17 protein-coding genes are annotated in these 20,518 nt (G+C 44.3%); 10 read left to right on the forward strand and 7 right to left on the reverse strand.

Annotated features, from left to right (window positions below):
• Positions 1 to 42: 42 nt before the first annotated feature.
• Entirely contained in the window at positions 43 to 783 is a 741-nt protein-coding gene (locus tag JMX70_RS11015) for a dienelactone hydrolase family protein (RefSeq protein WP_144297661.1), read from the reverse strand.
• Between the two features lie 203 nt (positions 784 to 986).
• On the opposite strand from JMX70_RS11015, the gene JMX70_RS11020 reads away from it, so the two are divergent.
• Positions 987 to 1,607 (forward strand): YcgN family cysteine cluster protein, encoded by a 621-nt coding sequence (locus tag JMX70_RS11020; protein ID WP_201592084.1) that lies wholly within the window; start codon positions 987 to 989, stop codon positions 1,605 to 1,607.
• A gap of 108 nt (positions 1,608 to 1,715) precedes the next feature.
• On the opposite strand, the gene JMX70_RS11025 is transcribed toward JMX70_RS11020, so the two are convergent.
• Entirely contained in the window at positions 1,716 to 3,008 is a 1,293-nt protein-coding gene (locus tag JMX70_RS11025) for an Lnb N-terminal periplasmic domain-containing protein (RefSeq protein ID WP_201592087.1), read from the reverse strand.
• 340 nt (positions 3,009 to 3,348) lie between these two features.
• On the opposite strand from JMX70_RS11025, the gene JMX70_RS11030 reads away from it, so the two are divergent.
• From JMX70_RS11030 to JMX70_RS11050, 5 genes are all read left to right on the forward strand, one after another.
• Complete coding sequence (locus tag JMX70_RS11030) at positions 3,349 to 4,248, forward strand: HlyC/CorC family transporter (protein WP_191692231.1); 900 nt, start codon at positions 3,349 to 3,351, stop codon at positions 4,246 to 4,248.
• A gap of 281 nt (positions 4,249 to 4,529) precedes the next feature.
• The gene (gene lnt / locus JMX70_RS11035; RefSeq protein ID WP_191692233.1) at positions 4,530 to 6,104 is read left to right on the forward strand and encodes an apolipoprotein N-acyltransferase; all 1,575 of its coding nucleotides are present in this window, start codon (positions 4,530 to 4,532) and stop codon (positions 6,102 to 6,104) included.
• 135 nt (positions 6,105 to 6,239) lie between these two features.
• On the forward strand, positions 6,240 to 6,677 hold the full coding sequence (locus JMX70_RS11040) for a hypothetical protein (protein WP_191692235.1): 438 nt from the start codon (positions 6,240 to 6,242) through the stop codon (positions 6,675 to 6,677).
• Between the two features lie 306 nt (positions 6,678 to 6,983).
• Positions 6,984 to 8,549, forward strand: a complete 1,566-nt coding sequence (locus JMX70_RS11045; RefSeq protein WP_191692238.1) for a peptide MFS transporter — start codon at positions 6,984 to 6,986, stop codon at positions 8,547 to 8,549.
• A gap of 433 nt (positions 8,550 to 8,982) precedes the next feature.
• Positions 8,983 to 10,800: an aminopeptidase P family protein gene (locus JMX70_RS11050; RefSeq protein ID WP_191692239.1), complete on the forward strand. Its 1,818-nt coding sequence runs from the start codon at positions 8,983 to 8,985 to the stop codon at positions 10,798 to 10,800.
• Between the two features lie 116 nt (positions 10,801 to 10,916).
• Here the strand turns inward: JMX70_RS11050 and JMX70_RS11055 are convergent, their stop codons facing one another.
• The 3 genes from JMX70_RS11055 to JMX70_RS11065 form a co-directional block, all read right to left on the reverse strand.
• The gene (locus JMX70_RS11055) at positions 10,917 to 11,792 is read right to left on the reverse strand and encodes a cell envelope integrity protein TolA (protein WP_191692240.1); all 876 of its coding nucleotides are present in this window, start codon (positions 11,790 to 11,792) and stop codon (positions 10,917 to 10,919) included.
• A gap of 150 nt (positions 11,793 to 11,942) precedes the next feature.
• On the reverse strand, positions 11,943 to 13,328 hold the full coding sequence (gene fabF / locus JMX70_RS11060) for a beta-ketoacyl-ACP synthase II (protein ID WP_225211710.1): 1,386 nt from the start codon (positions 13,326 to 13,328) through the stop codon (positions 11,943 to 11,945).
• A 106-nt stretch (positions 13,329 to 13,434) separates the two neighbouring features.
• Positions 13,435 to 14,814, reverse strand: a complete 1,380-nt coding sequence (locus JMX70_RS11065) for an anhydro-N-acetylmuramic acid kinase (protein ID WP_201592089.1) — start codon at positions 14,812 to 14,814, stop codon at positions 13,435 to 13,437.
• Between the two features lie 119 nt (positions 14,815 to 14,933).
• Here JMX70_RS11065 and tyrS point away from each other — a divergent pair, with 119 nt between their 5' ends.
• The 3 genes from tyrS (at position 14,934) to JMX70_RS11080 (ending at position 17,372) form a co-directional block, all read left to right on the forward strand.
• Complete coding sequence (gene tyrS / locus JMX70_RS11070) at positions 14,934 to 16,145, forward strand: tyrosine--tRNA ligase (RefSeq protein ID WP_068403761.1); 1,212 nt, start codon at positions 14,934 to 14,936, stop codon at positions 16,143 to 16,145.
• A gap of 136 nt (positions 16,146 to 16,281) precedes the next feature.
• Positions 16,282 to 16,530, forward strand: a complete 249-nt coding sequence (locus JMX70_RS11075; RefSeq protein ID WP_201592091.1) for a DUF1653 domain-containing protein — start codon at positions 16,282 to 16,284, stop codon at positions 16,528 to 16,530.
• Positions 16,531 to 16,715: 185 nt separating this feature from the next.
• Entirely contained in the window at positions 16,716 to 17,372 is a 657-nt protein-coding gene (locus JMX70_RS11080) for a hypothetical protein (protein WP_201592093.1), read from the forward strand.
• Positions 17,373 to 17,396: 24 nt separating this feature from the next.
• Here JMX70_RS11080 and JMX70_RS11085 read toward each other — a convergent pair whose 3' ends face one another.
• Together JMX70_RS11085 and upp are read right to left on the reverse strand one after the other, a co-directional pair.
• On the reverse strand, positions 17,397 to 18,149 hold the full coding sequence (locus JMX70_RS11085; RefSeq protein ID WP_201592095.1) for an SDR family NAD(P)-dependent oxidoreductase: 753 nt from the start codon (positions 18,147 to 18,149) through the stop codon (positions 17,397 to 17,399).
• A gap of 76 nt (positions 18,150 to 18,225) precedes the next feature.
• Positions 18,226 to 18,873: a uracil phosphoribosyltransferase gene (upp, locus tag JMX70_RS11090; protein WP_201592097.1), complete on the reverse strand. Its 648-nt coding sequence runs from the start codon at positions 18,871 to 18,873 to the stop codon at positions 18,226 to 18,228.
• Positions 18,874 to 19,143: 270 nt separating this feature from the next.
• On the opposite strand from upp, the gene JMX70_RS11095 reads away from it, so the two are divergent.
• Complete coding sequence (locus JMX70_RS11095) at positions 19,144 to 19,842, forward strand: DNA glycosylase (protein ID WP_227671252.1); 699 nt, start codon at positions 19,144 to 19,146, stop codon at positions 19,840 to 19,842.
• The last annotated feature ends 676 nt before the right edge of the window (positions 19,843 to 20,518 follow it).

A 20,518-nucleotide genomic window follows, 5' to 3' on the forward strand; every position in this document is an offset into this window, starting at 1 on the left:
ATAGTGAGCGTTTATACAACTTGATTGATGATATTTTTAAAATTATTGACCGAGATTGGTTTTCATAAATTCAAGCATGTTGTCCCAGCTTTGCTTAGCAGCGGTTTCGTTGTAGCCAAGGTCAACATCGTTTTTGGCCGCGCGTTCATCGGCATGCGGATTGGTAAAGCCATGCTTAGCACCGTCATAGACATCAATCGTGTAGTCAACATCGGCAGCATCTAGCTCTGATTTTAGACCTTCGATTGCCTCCATTGACACCATCGAATCATCACGGCCGTGAGCGACCAATACTTTGGCTTTGAAGTTCTTGTCGGCTGGCTGTTTTGCTGATGGATTGCCATGGAAAGTTGCGACGGCTTTTAATGGCATGCCTTCGCGTGCCATATCGAGCACCACTTTACCGCCAAAACAATAACCAATCGCCGCTAAGTTATCGCGATTAACCGCCAGTTGGTCACCAAAGTCATTGAGTATTAAGCGGCAACGTGCCATTAGCATGTCTTGATCAGCAAGTACTTGCTCCATCCACATATTGGCCATCGACGCATCGCTGGTCAGCTTGCCTTCACCGTAAACGTCCATCGCCACCGCTGCATAGCCTGCTTTTGCTAAGCGCTCAACGACGGACTTTGGATGATCGACCACGCCCCACCATTCTGGCGCCACCAAAATACCTGCTACTGGATTGTCCTCTGAGGCAGATTCTGGCAGCGCCACATAGCTGATAAGCTCGACGTTGTTTTCGGTAGTGCTGATTAATTCAAAGGTCTTAATTGACATATTATTGTCCTTTTTTATGTTATGAAGGGTGTTTTATAAATGGCTGTTTTATAAATAACTACTTTATAAATGCTTGTTTTATAAGTGTTAACTGTCCGTATTTTGCTGCATTCTTTTATTCACTTCTCCTACCTTAACGCCCAAGTTCGCCAAAAACAGCTATAATACTGTAACGCTCTTTATCAAAATGCTACGGCGACTTTATGACACTCAATTTGCTCAATCAATCTGAATCTCAATTAGCATCCGCTCTAGATTCCAAAACAACAACTGATTCAGATTCAGCGACGCCATCTGCTGTGCGCTTATTTCCTCACAGCCAAAACGATGCTAATGATCTATTGCGTCCGCAGTTTTGGTCACGTTTTTCGCTGTCAGAGCTAAACCATAGCGAATGGGAAGCGCTATGCGATGGTTGCGGTAGCTGCTGCCTAATCAAGTATATCGACGATGACAATGTCAGCGATGACCATAGTCATGAAGCAGAAATGGTTGAATATACCGATGTCACCTGCCAGCTGATGGATTGCGCGACCGGTTACTGCAAGCATTACGCCACACGCCAAGAGCATGTGCCGGACTGTATTCAGCTAACTATGGAGAATTTGCCGCAGATGATGTGGCTGCCGTCACACTGTGCTTATAAGCGCTTGTATAAAGGACAAGATTTGCCAAGTTGGCATTTGTTATTAACGGGAGATGCGGTGGCAACTCAGCAGCAGATGCGTGCTGCCACTGTTGGCGTAGCAGGGCGCTGTATTTCTGAGATTGGCATGACAGATGAGGAGATGGAGGAGCGGGTGGTAAATTGGGTCCAGCCTTAACCTAACTTTTTTTATAAAGGGTTTAATCTATGTTTATGCTTAATGAACAATGGATTTAACGTCGCAATACCGCTTTGGAGAGTAGCTGCACCTCTTCGAAAACCTCAGCTATTCTTTAGATTCCTGCGCGGCAGATTTGGCACTTGCTTCCGCATCGGCTTGTGAATCTGCTAGTGGCGGGATAGGAATATCCTGCCGAATTTGCTTGGAGAACTCGCGACTATTGATAGCGCTAGTTCCTGCCAGATTATCAAAACCGCGAACCTTTGGATTGATATGGGTGCGCTCGTACCATGTATCCATTGACCAAGGCTGACCGTCCTTTTCAGGGTTGGCGTCGAGCATGCCAACGTCGTATAAGTAGTTTGGTAGCCAGCCCGATACCCAAATTCGGTAATCCCATGGCAGACGGTCGCCACTGACAATACGTGCCATATAAAAGATAATATTGGTACAGTTGCTAATCAACGTATTGTACCAAGTTGGTTTGGCGTTCAATTCATCGGCGGCAGTTAAGTAAGACTCAAATAACGACTTGACCTCGTGCTGTTGTAAATTGCTGACCGGAAACAGATAAACTTGCTCGCCGCGAGCATTACTACGGGTATAAATAATATCGCGCTCTTCGGCAGCAATCAGGCTCAGCTCAAAACGCCTAAAAAACCCTGCCAATGCCGAAAACGACTCGCCTTCTTCTTTACGAATCTCAAATGAGAAGGCGAGCGGTCTATCATCTTCAAAGCGGAAACTGACCAAAGTATGCGCAATTAGCGGCCCCATCCAATAGGAGTTGGTCACATCGACGCCAGAGAGTTTTGACATATCTATCGTGCGCGTGCCCCAGTGTTCAGCCGCCTCTTTATCAGTATGCCAATCAAAGTTTCGCACATTGGTGAGCGTGACTAAGTCAGGATTATTGGCATCACGGCGATAAGTAACTCTTTCGCTGACTTCCGCCATCCAGTCGCGCTCTTGTTTGGGCTCGATAGAAAAAAAACAGCCCAAACCGATAAACCAAACTGCGCCATATAAACCGATGAGCCATTTAACGGCTACTTTTTTATCTGGCGCTGCTGAATTATTTAATGGCTGATTACCTCGATTTTTTGGACTTTTTGACCAATGCCTTTCTGTTGCATAAGCGGCCTTAGCCAGCGCGGCTAAAATGCCGATTATAATAAGGGTTGTAAGCCAAGTAATTGGTGAGCGTATGCCAAACTGATACCAAATTGCCATTAACAGCCAAATAGCAGATAGTAGCAACGTAGTAACGATTAAAACCTGCGCGAGGTAATAGCGCCAAGTCCGCTTTTGCTGGCGATCATAAGCTGCCCCATGCTCTAAGCGATTGCTGTTTGAAAGCGGCGAGAGCAGGCGAGAAAAAAAGGCACGTAGCGACATAGGTTTGACTTTGAGGAATGAAGGCTTTGACCATAGCAAAGTTCACAACACACTGACAATACAATTTGAGTGAATTTGTCGTTGAATGTCCGTAAGCCTTGCGATAAAGTGAAACCTATTAGGCTGGTCTATTTTTATCTATACTTACTAGTTGTCATTTATCGTTATGATAGGTTTTTATAGATAATTTGATCTTTATTTAAATATTTTGACTACTGCCTAAATATAAAGTCGCTGTTTTATTTACTATTTTAATCCCCATTTAGGTTTAAGATTTTAATTGCTATTTACTATTTTCTTTGATTACTGCTATTAACTAAAGAGGTTAAATCACATCATCATGTCCGAAGACGCTCCAAGCCCGAGTAGTTGGTCGATGCGCGGCTTAAAACGCTGGCTATCGACCGCCCCCGAAACCCGTGATGAACTGATACGTTTGGTGCAAGACTCGCGCCAGTTCTTAGAACCCGATACCGTGGACATGTTGGAAGGCGTCCTTGATTTGCCTGCCACCCAAGTTCGCGAAATCATGACCCCGCGCCCGCAAGTGGTTGGGCTGCACGAAAGCGCTAGCTTAGCTGAAGTGATGGATATCATTCTTGAGACCACACACTCGCGCTATCCGGTCTTTGATAGCCAAGATGATGATGCCGTTATCGGTATTTTATTGGCAAAAGATTTGATTCCCATCCTCGTACACATGGTGCGCGATCAAGAAGATAAAATTGACAGTCAACGTTTACGAGACTTGGTGCGTCAGCCGCTTTATATCAGCGAAACGGCACGCTCTGATACTTTGCTACGCTCATTACAGCGCACCCAAGTGCATATGGCGATTGTCGTCGATGAGTTTGGGAATTTTGCTGGCGTGGTAACGATGGAAGATTTGCTCGAGGAAATCGTCGGCGATATCGTCGATGAGCATGATGACTTCGATGAAGACAGTGATATCAATAATATCGTCGCCGATCCTGTAAGACCAAATACGTGGCGCGTGCAAGCATCGACAGTGATTGAAGACTGTAACGATGAGCTTGGCGCCCACTTTGACGATACCGATGTTGATACTATGGGCGGTTTGGTGATGCAAGCGCTCGGTCATGTTGGCGATTTGGAAGGGGAGAGCGTGGTGATAGACGATTGGCAAATTACTATTACCGATGTTGAAGGGCGCTTTATTCAAAATCTTGAGCTGTCTAAAATCAATTCTGACCAGCAAATATTAATAGGTAGCCATTAATTTATTGATGTTTATCACTTAATCTTGGCACTTAAAGATCAGCTCGGCATTTAAATATAAAAAAACACGATTGCGGTCGTGTTTTTTTTGCTTTTAAAATCGGTATTTTGCAACGCAATGTTACCTATTGATTGATTTAGACTGGTATCATGGGCAGGTTTAATTTTTGAGCGCTGTATTGAGCAGCTAACGATTGGCTACCAATTCCAGCGCTAACTGAATAAAACAAAGTTAATATTTAAGCTCTGAACGACTGAATAATAAGGTTTTGGATAACTGCTATGCGTCTGTCTACTGTTGATTTGCAAAAACGTCTAAACCCCGATAAGCCCAAGGGCTTGCCGCTGGTGTTGACTATATTGATTGCGTGGCTGGCAGGCGCAGTGTTTATCTTTGCCCTCGCGCCGTATGGTTTTTGGCCGGTGGCGTTGGTGTCGCCTGCTATTTTGTATGCCTTACTGATGCCTGATATGACGGGCAAGCGTGCTTTTGTTATCGGTCAAGCTTATGGTACTGGGCTTTGGTGCGTCGGGGCGTTTTGGCTGTATACCTCAATCCATGTCTATGGCGATACGCCAGTGTGGCTGGCGCTAATTATGATTGCGCTGATGGGCCTTGGTATGGGCTTGTTTCATGGCTTTTTGGCGCTGATTTTTAATCGTGTCGTCGGTAAGCAGCCGTTATCCTTTGCTGCGCTTTGGGTATTGCAAGAGTGGATGAAAACTTGGCTATTTACCGGCTTTCCATGGTTGTTTGTCGGTTATGCCTTTACCGAGCAGTATTGGCTATCGTCATTAGCGCCCGTTGCTGGCGTATTTGCGGTGTCTTTCGTGGCAGTATTATTGGCGGCAAGTTTGGTTGAGCTATTGCGTCGCCGCGGCGGTTATATGATTCCTACTGCCGCGCTGCTTATTGTCAGCTGCGCATTATGGCTGCTAAATCCGCAATGGACAAAACCAAAGGGCACGCCTGACTTGTCGGTATCATTAATCCAAGGGAATATTCCGCAAGATTTAAAATGGCTGACCGAATATCAGGTAGAAACGCTAAAAATTTATGCCACCCTGTCCAGTACCGAATGGGGCAGCGACATGATCTTGTGGCCAGAGTCTTCCATTCCCATGTTTCAAGATGAAGCGCTAGGTTTTATCAGTGAAGTGGTCAAAGTGGCCAAAGAAACCGATACCACGTGGGTCACTGGCATCCCATATAAAGATACCGCAGCTTTTGATGCCAAGACCGATAAATACCCGCCGTTTTATAATAGTGTCATTGCTTTAGGTGCGGACGCTGAAGGGCTATATAAAAAGCAGCGTTTGGTACCCTTTGGCGAATATATCCCCTTTGAGGGCATGCTAGATATCTTGCCTAACCTTGCTGGCAGTCAAGATATCATGAGCTATAGTCGCGGCAGTGACGATCAATCACCGCTGCGCGTGCGTGGTCATAACTTGGGCGCCGCGGTTTGCTATGAAGTTGCCTATCCTGACACCACGCGCAAAAACGCCATCAATACTGACTTTTTATTGACCATTTCTAACGATGCGTGGTTTGGTAGCTCGGCAGGTCCGCTCCAGCATTTGCAAATGGTACAAATGCGCGCGCTTGAAAACGGCCGCTGGTTTATGCGTGCCACCAATACTGGCGTTACGGCTATCATTGACCATAAAGGTCATATCGTGAAGCGCGCACCGCAGTTTGAGCGCACCGTTTTACGCGGAAATGTGCAAGCACGCGTTGGCAATACGCCTTATATGCGCGCGGGTAATTATCCTATTTTAATCATTATTGCGCTTCTGCTATTATTAAGCTATCTTGGCAAGCGTGCGACCCCGCAGAGACGTTTGGTCAAATAAAAAAATACCCATAGGCTTTGGTTGTAAGTTTTTTCGCTAATAAACCCTTTAAATCGTTAAGGGTTTTCACAAATCGATATAAATTGCGATATAATAGGCCAATATTTTAAATATTTTGTGCAAGGTGGATAAGGTATGTCAGAACATATTGTCGAAAACAATCCCAAGAAAGAGTTCCTATTTGCTTTAGGCGGTGTTGCCTTATTTTTAGGTATCGTCTTATTAATCGGCATTTCTGGCTATTTGCGTCCAGCAGGCGAGCATATCACTGCTGAGAGCACCGAAGCGACTGCTGAAACAGAAGCAACTGCTACAGAAGCCGCGCCTGCTGCGACAGCGGAAGCTGCCGATACCGACGCAGCTGCTACTGCAACACCAGCGGATGCTACGGTAACGCCAACCGATACTGATGGTACGGTCGTTGCTGCTGAATCTGGCACCGCAACTGCTGAGGGTACTGTCAATCAAGCCGCAGTCCCTGATAACGCTAACTTGACAGCAGAAGAAGCCGATGCGGATTTGGATGGTGGTGAGGGTGCAGAGTTAACGCATACTTGGAAAACTGAAGAGTAAGCTTGTGACCTCAGTATTTTGTTATAAAAACAAATACTTGTATAAATATAGTTAGATACCCGTAATTAAATACAACTGTTGTGACGATACTTTATTCTAAGAGTGAAAATACTCTAGAAGCTAACATTAAAGACCTGTGCTTGGTTAACTGAGCACAGGTTTTTTTGTAGGTATTTGTGTAATTATTGAATAACTTTTTCTTTACTTGACCATAACCAAGTGGAACAATAATGCGCCTATGTGACCGCTTAGCAAAATAAACAGGAGTTTGGTCGTCATTACAGTGGTCTTTAAAGGAATAAAGTTATGAGCAGAGACTCAAAAGTAAATGTTAGTGAAGCTGAATTGTCAGCATTGGATAATGGGTTTATGGGGCACCCAAAGCCACTACGCCCGCTGTTTTTTACCGAAATGTGGGAACGCTTTTCTTATTATAGTATTCGTCCGTTATTAGTACTGTTTATGGTAGCGACCGTTGGCAGCGGTGGTTTTGGCTTTGATGAAGTCACTGCTTCTGCTATTTATGGTATTTTCGCCGGTTCATTATATCTGGCGGCGGTACCGGGGGGTTGGCTCGCTGATAACTGGCTTGGTCAAGAGCGTGCCTTATGGTGGGGCAGCGTGATTATCGCCCTCGGTCATTTATGTATTGCGCTCTCCGCCATATTTGGCATGACGCTGTTTTTTGTTGGTTTGATATGTATTGTATTAGGGTCAGGTTTATTTAAAACCTGTATTTCCGTCATGGTAGGCGCTTTGTATAAAAAAGGCGATGTGCGCCGTGATGGTGGTTTTACCTTGTTTTATATGGGCATTAATATTGGCGCCCTTTTAGCAGCGCTCATCGTTGGGGTGTTTAAAGAAAAAGGCATGTGGCACGCAGGTTTCGGCGTTGGTGGTATCGGTATGCTGATATCACTTCTGATTTACCGCTTTTCTGCGCAAAAAACCTTGACCCACTATGCCCAAGCCAAAAATATAAAACCTGAGTGGGAATACGCCAATGACCGTTATAAAAATATCGGTCGCTGGGTAATCGGTTTCTTGGTGTTATTGGCAACGGCTGTGGTTTTGGTAGCAAGTGGCATGTTACCGTTTAATCCTGAAATGGTCGCCGAATATATGACTTATATCATCGCAGCAGTGGTGATAGGCTATTTTGCGATTATGTTTGTCTCACCTCGTCTTGATAAAACTGATAAGTTGCGCCTACTGACTTGCTTTATTTTAATCATCGGTTCGACACTATTTTGGTCAAGCTTTGAGCAGCAACCAACCTCGTTTAACCTATTTGCCGATCGCTATACTGACTTGAACGTCTTAGGATTTGAGATACCGAGTATTTGGTTCCAATCATTAAACCCGTTGTTTATTTTATTGCTGGCGCCCATTGTTAGTATTGTTTGGATCAAGCTTGCCAATCGTGGCCTTGAGCCAAATAGTATGGTTAAGTTTGCACTGGGTATGTTGCTGACCGCGGCAGGCTTTTCGTTGATGATATTTGCCTCAAAAAGTATTTTGACCAGTGATGGTGCACTGGCCTCACCTTTATGGTTAGTGGGCAGCTTATTACTGCTAACACTTGGGGAATTGGCGCTCAGCCCTGTCGGGTTGTCTGCGATGACAAAGCTTGCGCCAAAAGGTATGCAGGGGCAAATGATGGGACTTTTCTTTGCTTCTGTCGCCATGGGCAACTTGGTCGCTGCGTTCTTTGGTGGTCATGTTTCTGCGGACAAAATTGAAGGCTTACCGACATTATTTACCACCATGACCGTCTTTTTGGTAGTGACCGCAGTGGTGTTATTGGTACTGGCAAAACCTATCAATAACATGCTGGTAAAAAGTGAGCAAGCCGATAAAGCGGCTCAGTAAATAAAGCGTTAAGTGGATGGTGAAGATTAATTAAGCCTATTTAGCTTATTTATAGTAGCAATCGTCCCTATAAACGCCCAAAGATAAGACGTGTTACCATAATCGGTAGCACGTTTTATTGTTTCAATCAGTGAGTTATTTCTCTGTCGCCGTTGAAAGCCTGCTGTCTGCCCAAACATCTAGAGATGCGCTGCTTTAATACTATTATTAAAATACTATTACTAAGCTGAAATTAATAATAGCTCGGCTAAACGCCTAAACACTCTTACTCATTTATATAACTATCATTCTAAAAATAGTAAACCCTTTATAGGCAAATAAAGGCTTCACGTAATACTGATGAATTTATTTGCCTAAATAAGACGGCTACTCATAGTCGCCTCTCAAGCGTTTTTTTTAACTCTCATTTTTAAAAGTAATAAGGACACCTTTCATGAATAAACAACATATCCACGAGCGTATTGATAGTCTACGCCAAACGCTTGCCGCACAAGATTTAACGGCGATTATCGTACCGTCAGCAGACCCGCATTTGTCTGAGTACTTGCCAGAATATTGGCAAGCGCGTTTGTGGTTATCAGGCTTTACAGGTTCGGTTGGTACGCTGGTCGTTACCGCTGACTTTGCTGGCCTATGGACGGACAGCCGCTACTGGGTACACGCCGCGCATCAACTAGAAGGCACGGGTATTACTTTGGAAAAACTGGCTCCTGGTCAGCCAAATCATATCGATTGGCTAGCGCAAAACTTAGCGGAAGGCGATAGCGTGGCGGTTGATGGCAATGTATTGTCTATCGCTGAGCAAGACAGATTGCTTGATGCGTTTGATGCCAACGATATTACTTTAATTACTGAGCGCGATGTATTGACCGACATATGGAACGACCGTCCAGCATTGCCATCAGCACAGCTCTACCAACACGATGCGCAATTTATCGATCAGCCCGCTAGCTCAAAACTTGCTGCCGTGCGCGCAGGTATGGCGAAGGCAGGCGCAAGCCATCACTTGCTATCAAGCTTAGATGATATCGCTTGGTTGACCAACTTACGCGGTGCGGACGTTGATTATAATCCAGTATTTTTAGCGCATATGCTCATTAGCGAAGATAAAACGACCTTGTTTGTTGATAATAATAAAGTCAGTAGCGAGATTGAAAAAGCGCTAAAAGACAGCGGTATCACGCTTGCAGATTATGATGTGGTACAAGAGGCATTAGCTACCTTAACGCCAGAAGATATATTATTGTTAGACCCAAGCAAAGTGGCGGTCGGTACGTTATCAAAAATGGCCGACGATGTGGGCTTTATCGAGCAAATGGCGCCAAGTACGTTACTCAAATCAGTGAAATCTGCGGCGGATATCGAGCATGTGCGCGAAGCGATGCGCCAAGATGGCGCGGCGTTAAGTGAGTTTTTCGCGACATTTGAAAAACGCCTAGCAGACGGTGAGCGTTTGAGTGAGTTGGATGTCGACAGTATGCTCATCGAAGTTCGCAGTCAGCAGCCGCATTATGTGTCGCCAAGCTTTCCAACCATCGCAGGCTTTAACGAAAATGGCGCTTTGCCGCATTACCGTGCGACGCCAGAAAAATTCAGCTACCTTGATGTTGCTGAAGGCGAGGGCGGCTTATTGCTCATTGACTCAGGTGCGCAATATCAAAACGGTACCACCGATATCACCCGCGTGGTCGGTATTGGACAAGTAAGTTCTGAGCATAAACGCGACTTTACCACCGTGCTTAAAGCCCATATCGCGTTAGCAAAAGCGCATTTCCCTGATGGTATTGCCTCACCGCTCATCGATGCGATTTGCCGTGCACCTTTGTGGCAAGCACAGATGGACTATGGTCATGGTACCGGTCATGGCGTTGGTTATTTCTTAAACGTCCATGAAGGCCCGCAGGTCATTGCTTATAGTGCCAGTACGCCAAAAGAGCGCGCCATGAAAGAAGGGATGATATCTAGTAATGAGCCAGGTTTATACCGCGAAGGCAAATGGGGTATTCGTATCGAAAACTTGGTGGTCAATACGCCAGTTGCGAATCCGACTGAGACTGAGTTTGGACAATTCCTACACTTTGAAACCATCACTTACTGCCCAATCGATACACGTTTGATTGAGCCTGCACTATTAACCCAAGTCGAGATTGATTGGCTCAATGATTATCATAGCCAAGTCTATGCCGAGCTAAAAGATCGCGTTAAAGGTGCGGCGCTTGAGTGGTTAACTGAGCGTACTAAAGCTATCTAAGGCAAAAGCTTATATTCTTGCATTGAAGATATTAAAAAGCCCCGTCAATATCGATGGGGCTTTTTAGTATTTACTTATTAGATGAATTTTTTAATTTAAATCAGGTTTTTTTATAGCTAATGAATGTTTTTCTTAGCGATATTCTCATTACTTTTAATAGTAGTGGCGGTATCAGGTTCGGTTAAATGCTGTGCCAATTCGGCCCGTAACCAAGATTTTAAATTCTCAGAAATTTGCATCATTTGCTCGCTTAAATAGTCATCGACATGCATCTCAAGCTCGCGAATTAATTCTGGGTGACTCGCGCCAAGTTTAGTATCTTTTAAAGACAAAGGAATAGCAGCGTCTGAAACGGCTTTATCGATAACGGTTTTCATATGATGATCGTTTGCGCCATTTGTCACATTTGCAATATTAGCAGGTTCTTGAATGGATTTTTTATCAGTGTCAGTAGCAGTTTTAGTAGCATCTGTTTTAGTAGCTTCCAGTTTGTCTACTGCGTCAGTGTCATTTTTACTAGTAATATTTTTACTACTAGCATTGTCATCAACACTGGTAGCTTGTTTATGAGCTGGCTGCTCATTGTGCTGTTGCTCTTGTTTCGCCGCTTCTGCTGCCCTTAATGTTTCTTCTTCTTTCTGCTTAGCGTCTACTGCTGCTTTTGCCTGTTTTTCTTTTTCTAAACGTTCTTTTTCTAAACGTTGTTCTTCTTCCAAACGCTCTTTTTCGGCAGCGGCGCGCTCTTTTGCTTGTTTTTCGGCAATGGCTTTGGCAATCGCTTGTTCGGCTTCATGATTTTCATAAAGAGTATCAAGATGAGCATCTAAGTCATGAGTGCTAAAAACAAAGGTTTCAAATGGCGTGTCGTGTTGTAAGAGGGTAGTGATATCGGTAAGTTCTTGGATGATAGAGGCGCGTACAGGGTCTGGCGCACACGTCCAGCGCTGATAAAACTGATGGGAAAATGAGTAGCTTGACATGGTATCTTCCATAAATGTTGCATAAAATTACCCCTTATCATACGCAAGTACGATAAGGGGCTGCAAGTGGTCAAACGTAGCAAATCTGACACCAAGGTTACAACGGCTAAAATAATAGTTTTTTAACATTTATTTAGCATTTTTAACGTTGTTTTAGGCGTTTTAGCTTGATGGTTGCACCGGCCAACGAGCGAATATAAGCGACCCATTGGTGCCACCAAAACCAAAGCTATTGGAAACTGCATATTGCAGATTATCAACGTTACGTGATTGATTGGCGACGTAATCGAGATTGCAGTTGTCTTCAACATTATCCAAGTTAATGGTCGGCGGTACCTGCTGATGTTGCAGGGCAAGCACAGTAAAGATAGCCTCGATGCCACCAGCGGCACCCAATAAATGACCAGTCATCGATTTGGTCGAGCTGACCAAAATGCTGTCTTTAACGGGCGCAAAAACGGTTTCGATAGCGATAGATTCGGCAACATCACCCGCAGGGGTACTGGTACCGTGGGCATTGACGTAGCCAACGACGGCAGGCTCAATACCGGCATCGTTTAGGGCGTTGCGCATGGCGCGCGCTGCACCGCTACCATCTTCTGGTGGCGCGGTAATGTGACTGGCATCGTCACTCATGCCAAAGCCAACCAGCTCAGCAAGTATCGTTGCGCCGCGCGCTTTGGCGTGGGCAAGGCTTTCAAGGACGATGACACCGGCACCATCACCGAGCACAAAGCCATCACGCTCTTTATCAAACGGACGCGAGGCTTTGGTTGGCTCATCATTACGAGTTGAGAGGGCATGCATCGCCCCAAAACCTGACATTCCAAGCGGGCTCGAGCCTTTTTCACTACCACCTGCCAGCATCACATCGGCATCGCCATAGGCAATCAAGCGCGCAGCAAGCCCGATAGCGTGGGTCGCGGTGGTACAAGCAGTCGAGGTCGCCAGGTTTGGGCCTTGTAAAGTGTGCTTAATAGCGACCAAACCTGCAGCCATATTAACGATAGAACCTGGAATGATAAAGGGCGAAACCTTCATAGCGCCTTTGTCACGTAGGGTATCACGGCTGTTTTCAATGGTTTGGATACCGCCAATGCCTGACCCTAAGATCACGCCAAAGCGTTCTTGCTCGACATCTTGTACAGGTGCGTCAGCTGCGCTCACTTCATCGATAAAACCCGCGTCTTTTAACGCCATAGCCGAAGCTGCAACGGCATAATGTATAAACTCATCATAGCGGCGCGCGTCTTTAGCATTCATATATTGCTTGGCGTCAAAATCCTTGACCACGCCGGCAATTTGCGCCCGATAGTCGGTTGCATCAAAATGAGTAATGGGCGTAATACCGCTCTCGCCATTAAGTAGACGCGTCCACGAGCTTGCGACGTCTAATCCTAAAGGTGTCACCGCACCCATACCCGTCACCACCACACGCCTCTCATCTGGGCGTTCATAATGGGGCGGCTTTTGGCGCAGAGTTTGCTGGATAGTGGCAGCATTAGAGTCGGCGGCTTGCGCGTTTGGTGAACTGCTATGTTGGCTCATGCGATATATCCTGTACGTGCGATCCTAAAAAGAAGGTATTTTAACCGTCATTATAAAACACATTAGTGCACGTATGTAAACTAAAATTTAAACAATTAAAGGCTTATTAAGCAAAACAAACTTGACCCAATACCACGCCTTTACTTGCGCCAGTGACCGCTGGTAAGTTACCAGTTTCCCCCATTAAGGTTTGCCGTGCCAACCATGCAAAGGCGACGGCTTCGACCCAAGCGGGGTTTAGTCCCAAGCTGGCAGTAGTTTCTACTTTGCAGTGAGGTAAATGCGCCTGCAAGCGAGTCATCAAGTAATCATTTAAGGCACCGCCACCGCAGACATAAACCGAGCTATTTTCTTTGGCCGTAATAAACATATTGATTTGCATACTGGCACTCATCGCCGTCAGCTCGGTCAATGTTGCCTGCACATCGGCTGACGAATAGCGAATATGGGCAGAGGCTTGGTCAAATTTTTGCAGCTCGCTTTGTAGCCATGCTAAGTTAAAGTCCTCGCGCCCTGTGCTTTTCGGATAGGTTCGCGCAAAAAATGGATGTTCTATCAGTTGGTTAAGTAGCGGCTCAACGACTTGTCCTGACTGCGCCCATGCGCCGCCAGCGTCATAATCTTTATCCGTATGCAACGCCGTCCACGCATCGAGTAATAAATTGGCAGGACCGGTATCATAACCAATAATTGGACTATTATTAACAAGAGCATCATTAGCAGGATTAGCGTTAATAAGGTTAGCATTGGCTGGCAAAACGGTAATGTTGGCAATACCGCCCAAATTTAATAACACCCGTGTGCTATCAGGCGTGGCAAACAAGGCTTGATGAAAGGCAGGTACTAAAGGCGCGCCTTGACCACCAACGGCCATATCGCGGCGGCGGAAATCACTTACCACGCTAATACCAGTACGCTCAGCGATGATATTGGCATCGAGCAGTTGCAAACTAAAGCCCATTTGTGGACGATGACGCACGGTTTGACCGTGACAGCCAATTGCCAGCACCGACTCTACATCGGTATTGGACTGCTGCAATAAATTATTGACCACGTCGCTGGCAAATTCAGCGTATTCTTTACTTGCCCAGCCAAACCAATCTAACTCGCTGCTTGGTTCCCCCATTGTCGAGGTTAATTCTTGGACACCATTTGGCTGACAAAGTGCCAATAAAACCTCACGCAGGCGTGGCGGAAAATCTTGGCTGATAGAGGCTAACAATCGCAGCGGTTGTTGGATGTTTTCTTCACCATCGAATTGACAAAGCACCGCATCCATACCATCCAAGCTGGTGCCAGACATCATGCCGATATATAAACCATCATCAAAGTTTTCAAACACCGTTTGCTCAAGCGCATCGGTCAAGGTGGCATAATTCAAATCGTCATCTAAAGTTTTGTCCAAAGTGTTATTTAAATTATCGTCATAATTGATAGTTGAATCAGTATTATCATTAGTATCAGCAATCGATGCAGGGTTGGTCATGGCAATTTACCTTAAAAAACGCTAGTATATCTGTCAAATTCTAACATCTTTTACGGGCTACGAAATTCTAATTGGCCCAAACGCGTTACCCTTTAAATAAAGACAATAAAGAGAGCATCATGACCACCCAAACTTACACCCTAGAAGAACAACTTGCCCTGATTCAGCGCGGTACACAAGAAATCCTATCGGAAGACGATTTGGTTAAAAAGCTAAAACTGAATCGCCCGCTGCGTATCAAAGCAGGCTTTGATCCCACAGCGCCTGACTTACATTTGGGTCATACCGTGCTGATTAATAAGCTGAAGCATTTTCAAGATTTGGGTCATGAGATTTATTTTCTAATCGGCGATTATACCGCCAAGATTGGTGATCCTTCTGGCAAAAACAGCACACGCCCGCCTTTGACCGATGAGCAAATCAAAGTCAACGCGCAGACTTATGCGGAACAAGTCTTTAAAATCTTGGATAAAGAAAAAACCAAGATCGTCTTTAACTCTGAATGGTTTAAAGATATGTCAGCGGGTGATATGATTCAGCTTTCTAGCCAATTGACTGTTTCACGCATGCTAGAGCGTGATGATTTTTCTAAACGCTACGCTGCGCAAACGCCAATTGCTATCCATGAGTTTTTATACCCATTGGTGCAAGGCTATGACTCTATCGCGCTAAAAGCTGACGTCGAGCTGGGCGGTACTGACCAAACCTTTAACATTTTGATGGGACGTACCTTACAAGGTCGTTATGGTCAAGAGCCGCAAGTTTGTATTACCGTGCCAATCTTAGAAGGGCTAGACGGCGTTAATAAAATGTCTAAGTCACTCGGCAATTACGTCGGTATTTACGATGCGCCGGGCACCATGTACCAAAAACTGCTGTCGATGCCAGATACTTTAATCCGTCGCTACTTTGAATTTTTAAGCTTTAAGCCGATGGAAGAAGTTGAGGCGTTAATGGCAGAGATGGAAAACGGTCGCAACCCACAGGAAATCAAACGTATTCTTGCTGAAGAATTAATCGAGCGTTTCCATGATGCCGATGCGGCAGCTAATGCGCACAAATCAGCGGGTAACGTACTTGCTGATGGCGAATTGCCAGTCGATTTACCAGAAGTGACGTTAGAGTTAGAAGGGCAGGACGCATTATTTATCACGCAAATCCTAAACCAAGCAGAGCTTGCCAAAAATAGCTCATCGGCTAAAGACATGATTAAACGTGGCGCGGTAAAAGTAGATGGCGAAGTGGTCGATGCAGGCTTTAGCTTAACCTCTGGTCAGACAGTCGTTATCCAAGCAGGCAAAAAGGCTTATGCGAAAGTGACGGTTGCTTAAATTGACTAGTTTTAATAATTCAGGTAATCATTAAAGATAAGGTCGACATTGATGGTCGACCTTATTTATTTTGCGTTATGCATTTACTGCGACAGTATTTAGCTCGTGTACTTAAGATATAAATGAGGATTCAATCATGACAGAAAAAACGGTCTGCCAAGGCATTTACCGCCATTATAAAGGCAATCTTTATCAGGTATTGCATACCGCGCAGCATTCAGAAACAGAAGAATTGCTAGTGGTTTATCGCTGTCTATATGGCGAGTATGACGTTTGGGTTCGACCATTAGCGATGTTTACAGAAACCGTTGAAGTTGATGGTAAGGAAATACCGAGATTTGAGCTGATTAAAGCCTTAGCTGATCAAGGTTTTAAAAATACTTAAAACTCATTGCTCAAATAAAAAGCGTCTTTTAAGGTTGCTTTTTTTATATAAATAAAGCGGACAAATAAATCCAAGCACACAATATGTGCTGCTATTCGATAGCAAATGACTGTAATAGGAAACGTATATAATAGATACTATATGTACTAAATAATAGTTTCACTGTTTAATAAGGATATTAGCGTATGGGCAAGTTAACTTTAGCATTGCTTGATAGCAGCTTATATCCACAAAGCTGGCAGCAGCAAATATTTACCAATCCGCGCGCGCTATTGCTAGCGATGCTCATGACAGAAAATATGCCAGATGCCGAAGCATTTACAAAGCAATTATTAGCCAATGGTGTTTATCAAGATTGGATAAATAGCAGCGTCTTTGGTCGCTATCTACATCGTAATTTTACGGCCTTTTATCGACAAACAGAAGACAGCTTTAATACCGATATGCCAGCGTTATTTCGCCGCGAGCTTATGCGCCACGCCCAGTGTTTACCAATAGAGCAAGTATTATTATTTGCAGGAGATTTAGCAAAAAGCGTGCGTCAGACAAGGGTGTTAATCACAACGCTCAATCCTGCCACCGCGATTATTGATGCTCAAAAGGTAAGTGCAAAATCTACTATGAATAATCCGACCATGATTATCAATCAGATAGTAATTAAAGGTAAGCAAGTTTTAGGATTTCCGATACGTCACAATAAACGTACCAGCGAGCGCACGCGTAATGAGGTATTGATTTTGGGTTTTCAGGAATTGCGCCTGATCAATGAAGAGAATGTCATAGCCAAAAAACGAAGCAACATAGAGGCGACTATATTGCTTCGATCTTATGAATTACGTTAATAAACCGAATGGTCGGCTAAACCTTTATGAATCTTGCTTAGCAATCGTTAGACCGTTGTAGGTTTGCGCAACCGGCATGACTTCTAAACGGTTGACGTTAATATGGGCAGGCGACTCAATCAGCCATAACAAGATATCGCCAATATCATCACCGGTCATGGTTTTAAAGCCGTCGTAAACTTGAGCGGCTTTATCGTCATCGCCATGATAGCGCACGTTTGAAAATTCGGTGCCCGCGACATTACCCGGTTCAAGATTGGTCACCCGTACTTGCGTACCGATTAAGTCAGCGCGCAGATTTAAGCTAAATTGTTTGACAAAAGCTTTGGTCGCGCCATAGACGTTACCACCAAAATAAGGCCAACTGCCCGCAATTGAACCAACATTAATAATATAACCGCTATCGCGTGCGACCATGGCTGGCAAGACAGCATGAGTCAACGCCATCAAACCTTTAATATTGGTATCAATCATAAGCATCCAGTCATCGAGATCAGCTTTTTGTGCAGGCTCGGTGCCAAGTGCCAATCCAGCGTTATTCACCAAGACATCGATTTGCTTAAAGTCAGCTGGCAAGTCAGCAATGATGTGCGGTATAGACGCGGTGTCACTGACATCCATGACCACAGGTAAAAATGCCTCGCCCAACGTATCTGCCAACGCATTCAATTTGTCTAAGCGTCTGGCACAGCCTATCACGCGATGTCCATTGGCAACCAAACGCTCAGCCAGCGCTTTACCGAAACCGGCGCTTGCCCCTGTAATCAATACGTTCATCTTATATCCTTATCATTGATGTTGCGTGCTTCATAATTTTTATGACGATAGCTTGTTTTGGTTTAAAGGCGTTGTCTTACTTGTTAAATAACTGCTTACCAAAGATTTTATCGCCGGCATCGCCAAGACCGGGAATGATATAGCCATGCTCGTCTAAATGGCTATCGAGTGCGGCAGTATAAATGGTCACATCAGGATGGGCTTCATTCACCAAACGCACGCCTTCAGGCGCGGCAACCAAGACCAATGCCTTGATATTGGTACAGCCATTTTTCTTGAGCATCTCGATGGTTGCAACCATTGAGCCGCCAGTCGCCAACATGGGGTCAATAATAAGCGCTGGGCGTTTGTCCATGTGGCTGACAAATTTTTCAAAAAACGGCACTGGCTGCAAGGTTTCTTCGTCACGCTGTAAACCGACGACAGAGATTTTCGCCGTTGGGATTAAATCGAGCACACCGTCGAGCATGCCAATACCAGCACGTAAAATTGGTACAATCGTTGCGGTCTTACCGATGATTTGCTCACCTGTAATTTCGCCACACCAGCCCTGCATTGGGAAGGTTTCAATTTCAAAATCGCGGCTCGCTTCATACGCCATCAAGCGTGCAAGTTCTTTGGTTAATGTACGAAATTTATAGGTACTACAGTCTTTTTCACGCATAAGGCTGAGTTTATGACGGACTAGCGGGTGATCAATAACGGTGATTTTTAAGTCATTCATAAGGTCTCTCTTGATTTTTCGCTGATGCTTGCGCAGTTACTGCGGTTGCTATTAGTAATAAAGATACAAACACTTACTGCACTTCAACCCTATACCTAGACCATCAATAGTAAGCTTAATGCTTTAATAAAAAAGTAAGCCAAAGGCACTTATAACAAGGTTAGTTTTATTTAAGCAAACTATGTTCGACTATAATAACGCCCTAACAAATGAAGTAGTGTTTAGGCTTGCTATGATAACAAAAAAACCGCTTTTCTGATGAAGAATCTTATGACTACACAACCATCCCATACCCATGATAATACTGATAAATTGGATACCAACTCGTTATTGTCCGAAGCGCGCACCGCAGAAGTAGAAACCCATCCCTTTGGCCCAGTGTTACCGCCGAATGCTACGGTGATGATGATGGGTACTTTTCCACCGACTGCTGATAAATGGGCAATGCGCTTTCACTACCCGAACTTTTATAATGATATGTGGCGTATCTATGGCAGTGTGTTTTTTGATGACGTTGATTATTTCAGAGTAGGCGATGAAAAGCGTTTTGACCCTGAGCGTATTCGTGCCTTTATGTTCGAGCGCGGCATTGCCTCTTGTCCTACCGTCACTCAAGCTATCCGCGAGACTGGTAATGCATCGGACAAAAACCTCACCGTTGTCACCCCTGTTGACTTAGATATTATCTTGCCTCAAGTACCAAAGGTTAAAACTCTATTTACCACGGGCGGCAAAGCCACTGAAGTGCTACTCAATTTATTAGCTGAGCCACCTGCCAAATCCAAGTATCCGAAGACCAATCAAAGTATGGATTACCCTTATGAATGGCAAAATGATAATAATAAAAAATCCAATGTAAATAATCTTACCTTATATAGGTTACCTTCAACGTCGCGCGCCTACCCTTTAGCGTTAGATAAAAAAGTCGCTGCTTATAAGGATTTCTTTAAAAAGATAGGTAAACTATAGAAGTGTCATATCCTATATAGAAGATAATTATTAGATAGCCGTTATATAGGAGAGGTAAGCAATTTTAAGCAAAAAAGGTAGTCTATAATGAAGGTGAAATTATTTTTAACCCTAACTAACTGATAAATAAACAGTATTAATGGCAAGGTCAGATAATCGCTAAAATAGCGGATAAACCCCCTTGACCCCCTACTAAAAGCGCGTATAATGCCACCCAGTCGAAAGGGAAGGCGGATTGGAGAAGTGGTTTACCACTTATTATTAATAGCGAAGCTATTAACTAATCATCCAACCTACTAAATTACTTTTAAAATAAAATAATTTACTTCTTGACTAATTAAAATAAGCGTCTATAATACGCACCTCATTAGGGAGAACCGGAGTAACTTATATGTGGATTTACATATAACCAACCTGGCTAACCCATTGAAACAAATTATAAAAAAGCTTGACAAACCAAATCATTATGATATGATAGTCGGCTCGCTAGATAGGATAAGTTCTTAACTTAGACTGACTAGCAAAGAGAAATACCCTATATAATCAACTACTGGACGACAGTAGCTTGACACTATTTAAAAGCATAACTAAAGAACAACTTGTGTGGATTTTTGCTGATTCAGAATGCTAAAAAATAAAGTTGGTTGAAACTTCTTTTCGGAGTTCCTTCTTCCTT

Source organism: Psychrobacter pulmonis (assembly GCF_904846465.1).
GTDB classification, from domain to species: Bacteria; Pseudomonadota; Gammaproteobacteria; order Pseudomonadales; family Moraxellaceae; genus Psychrobacter; species Psychrobacter faecalis.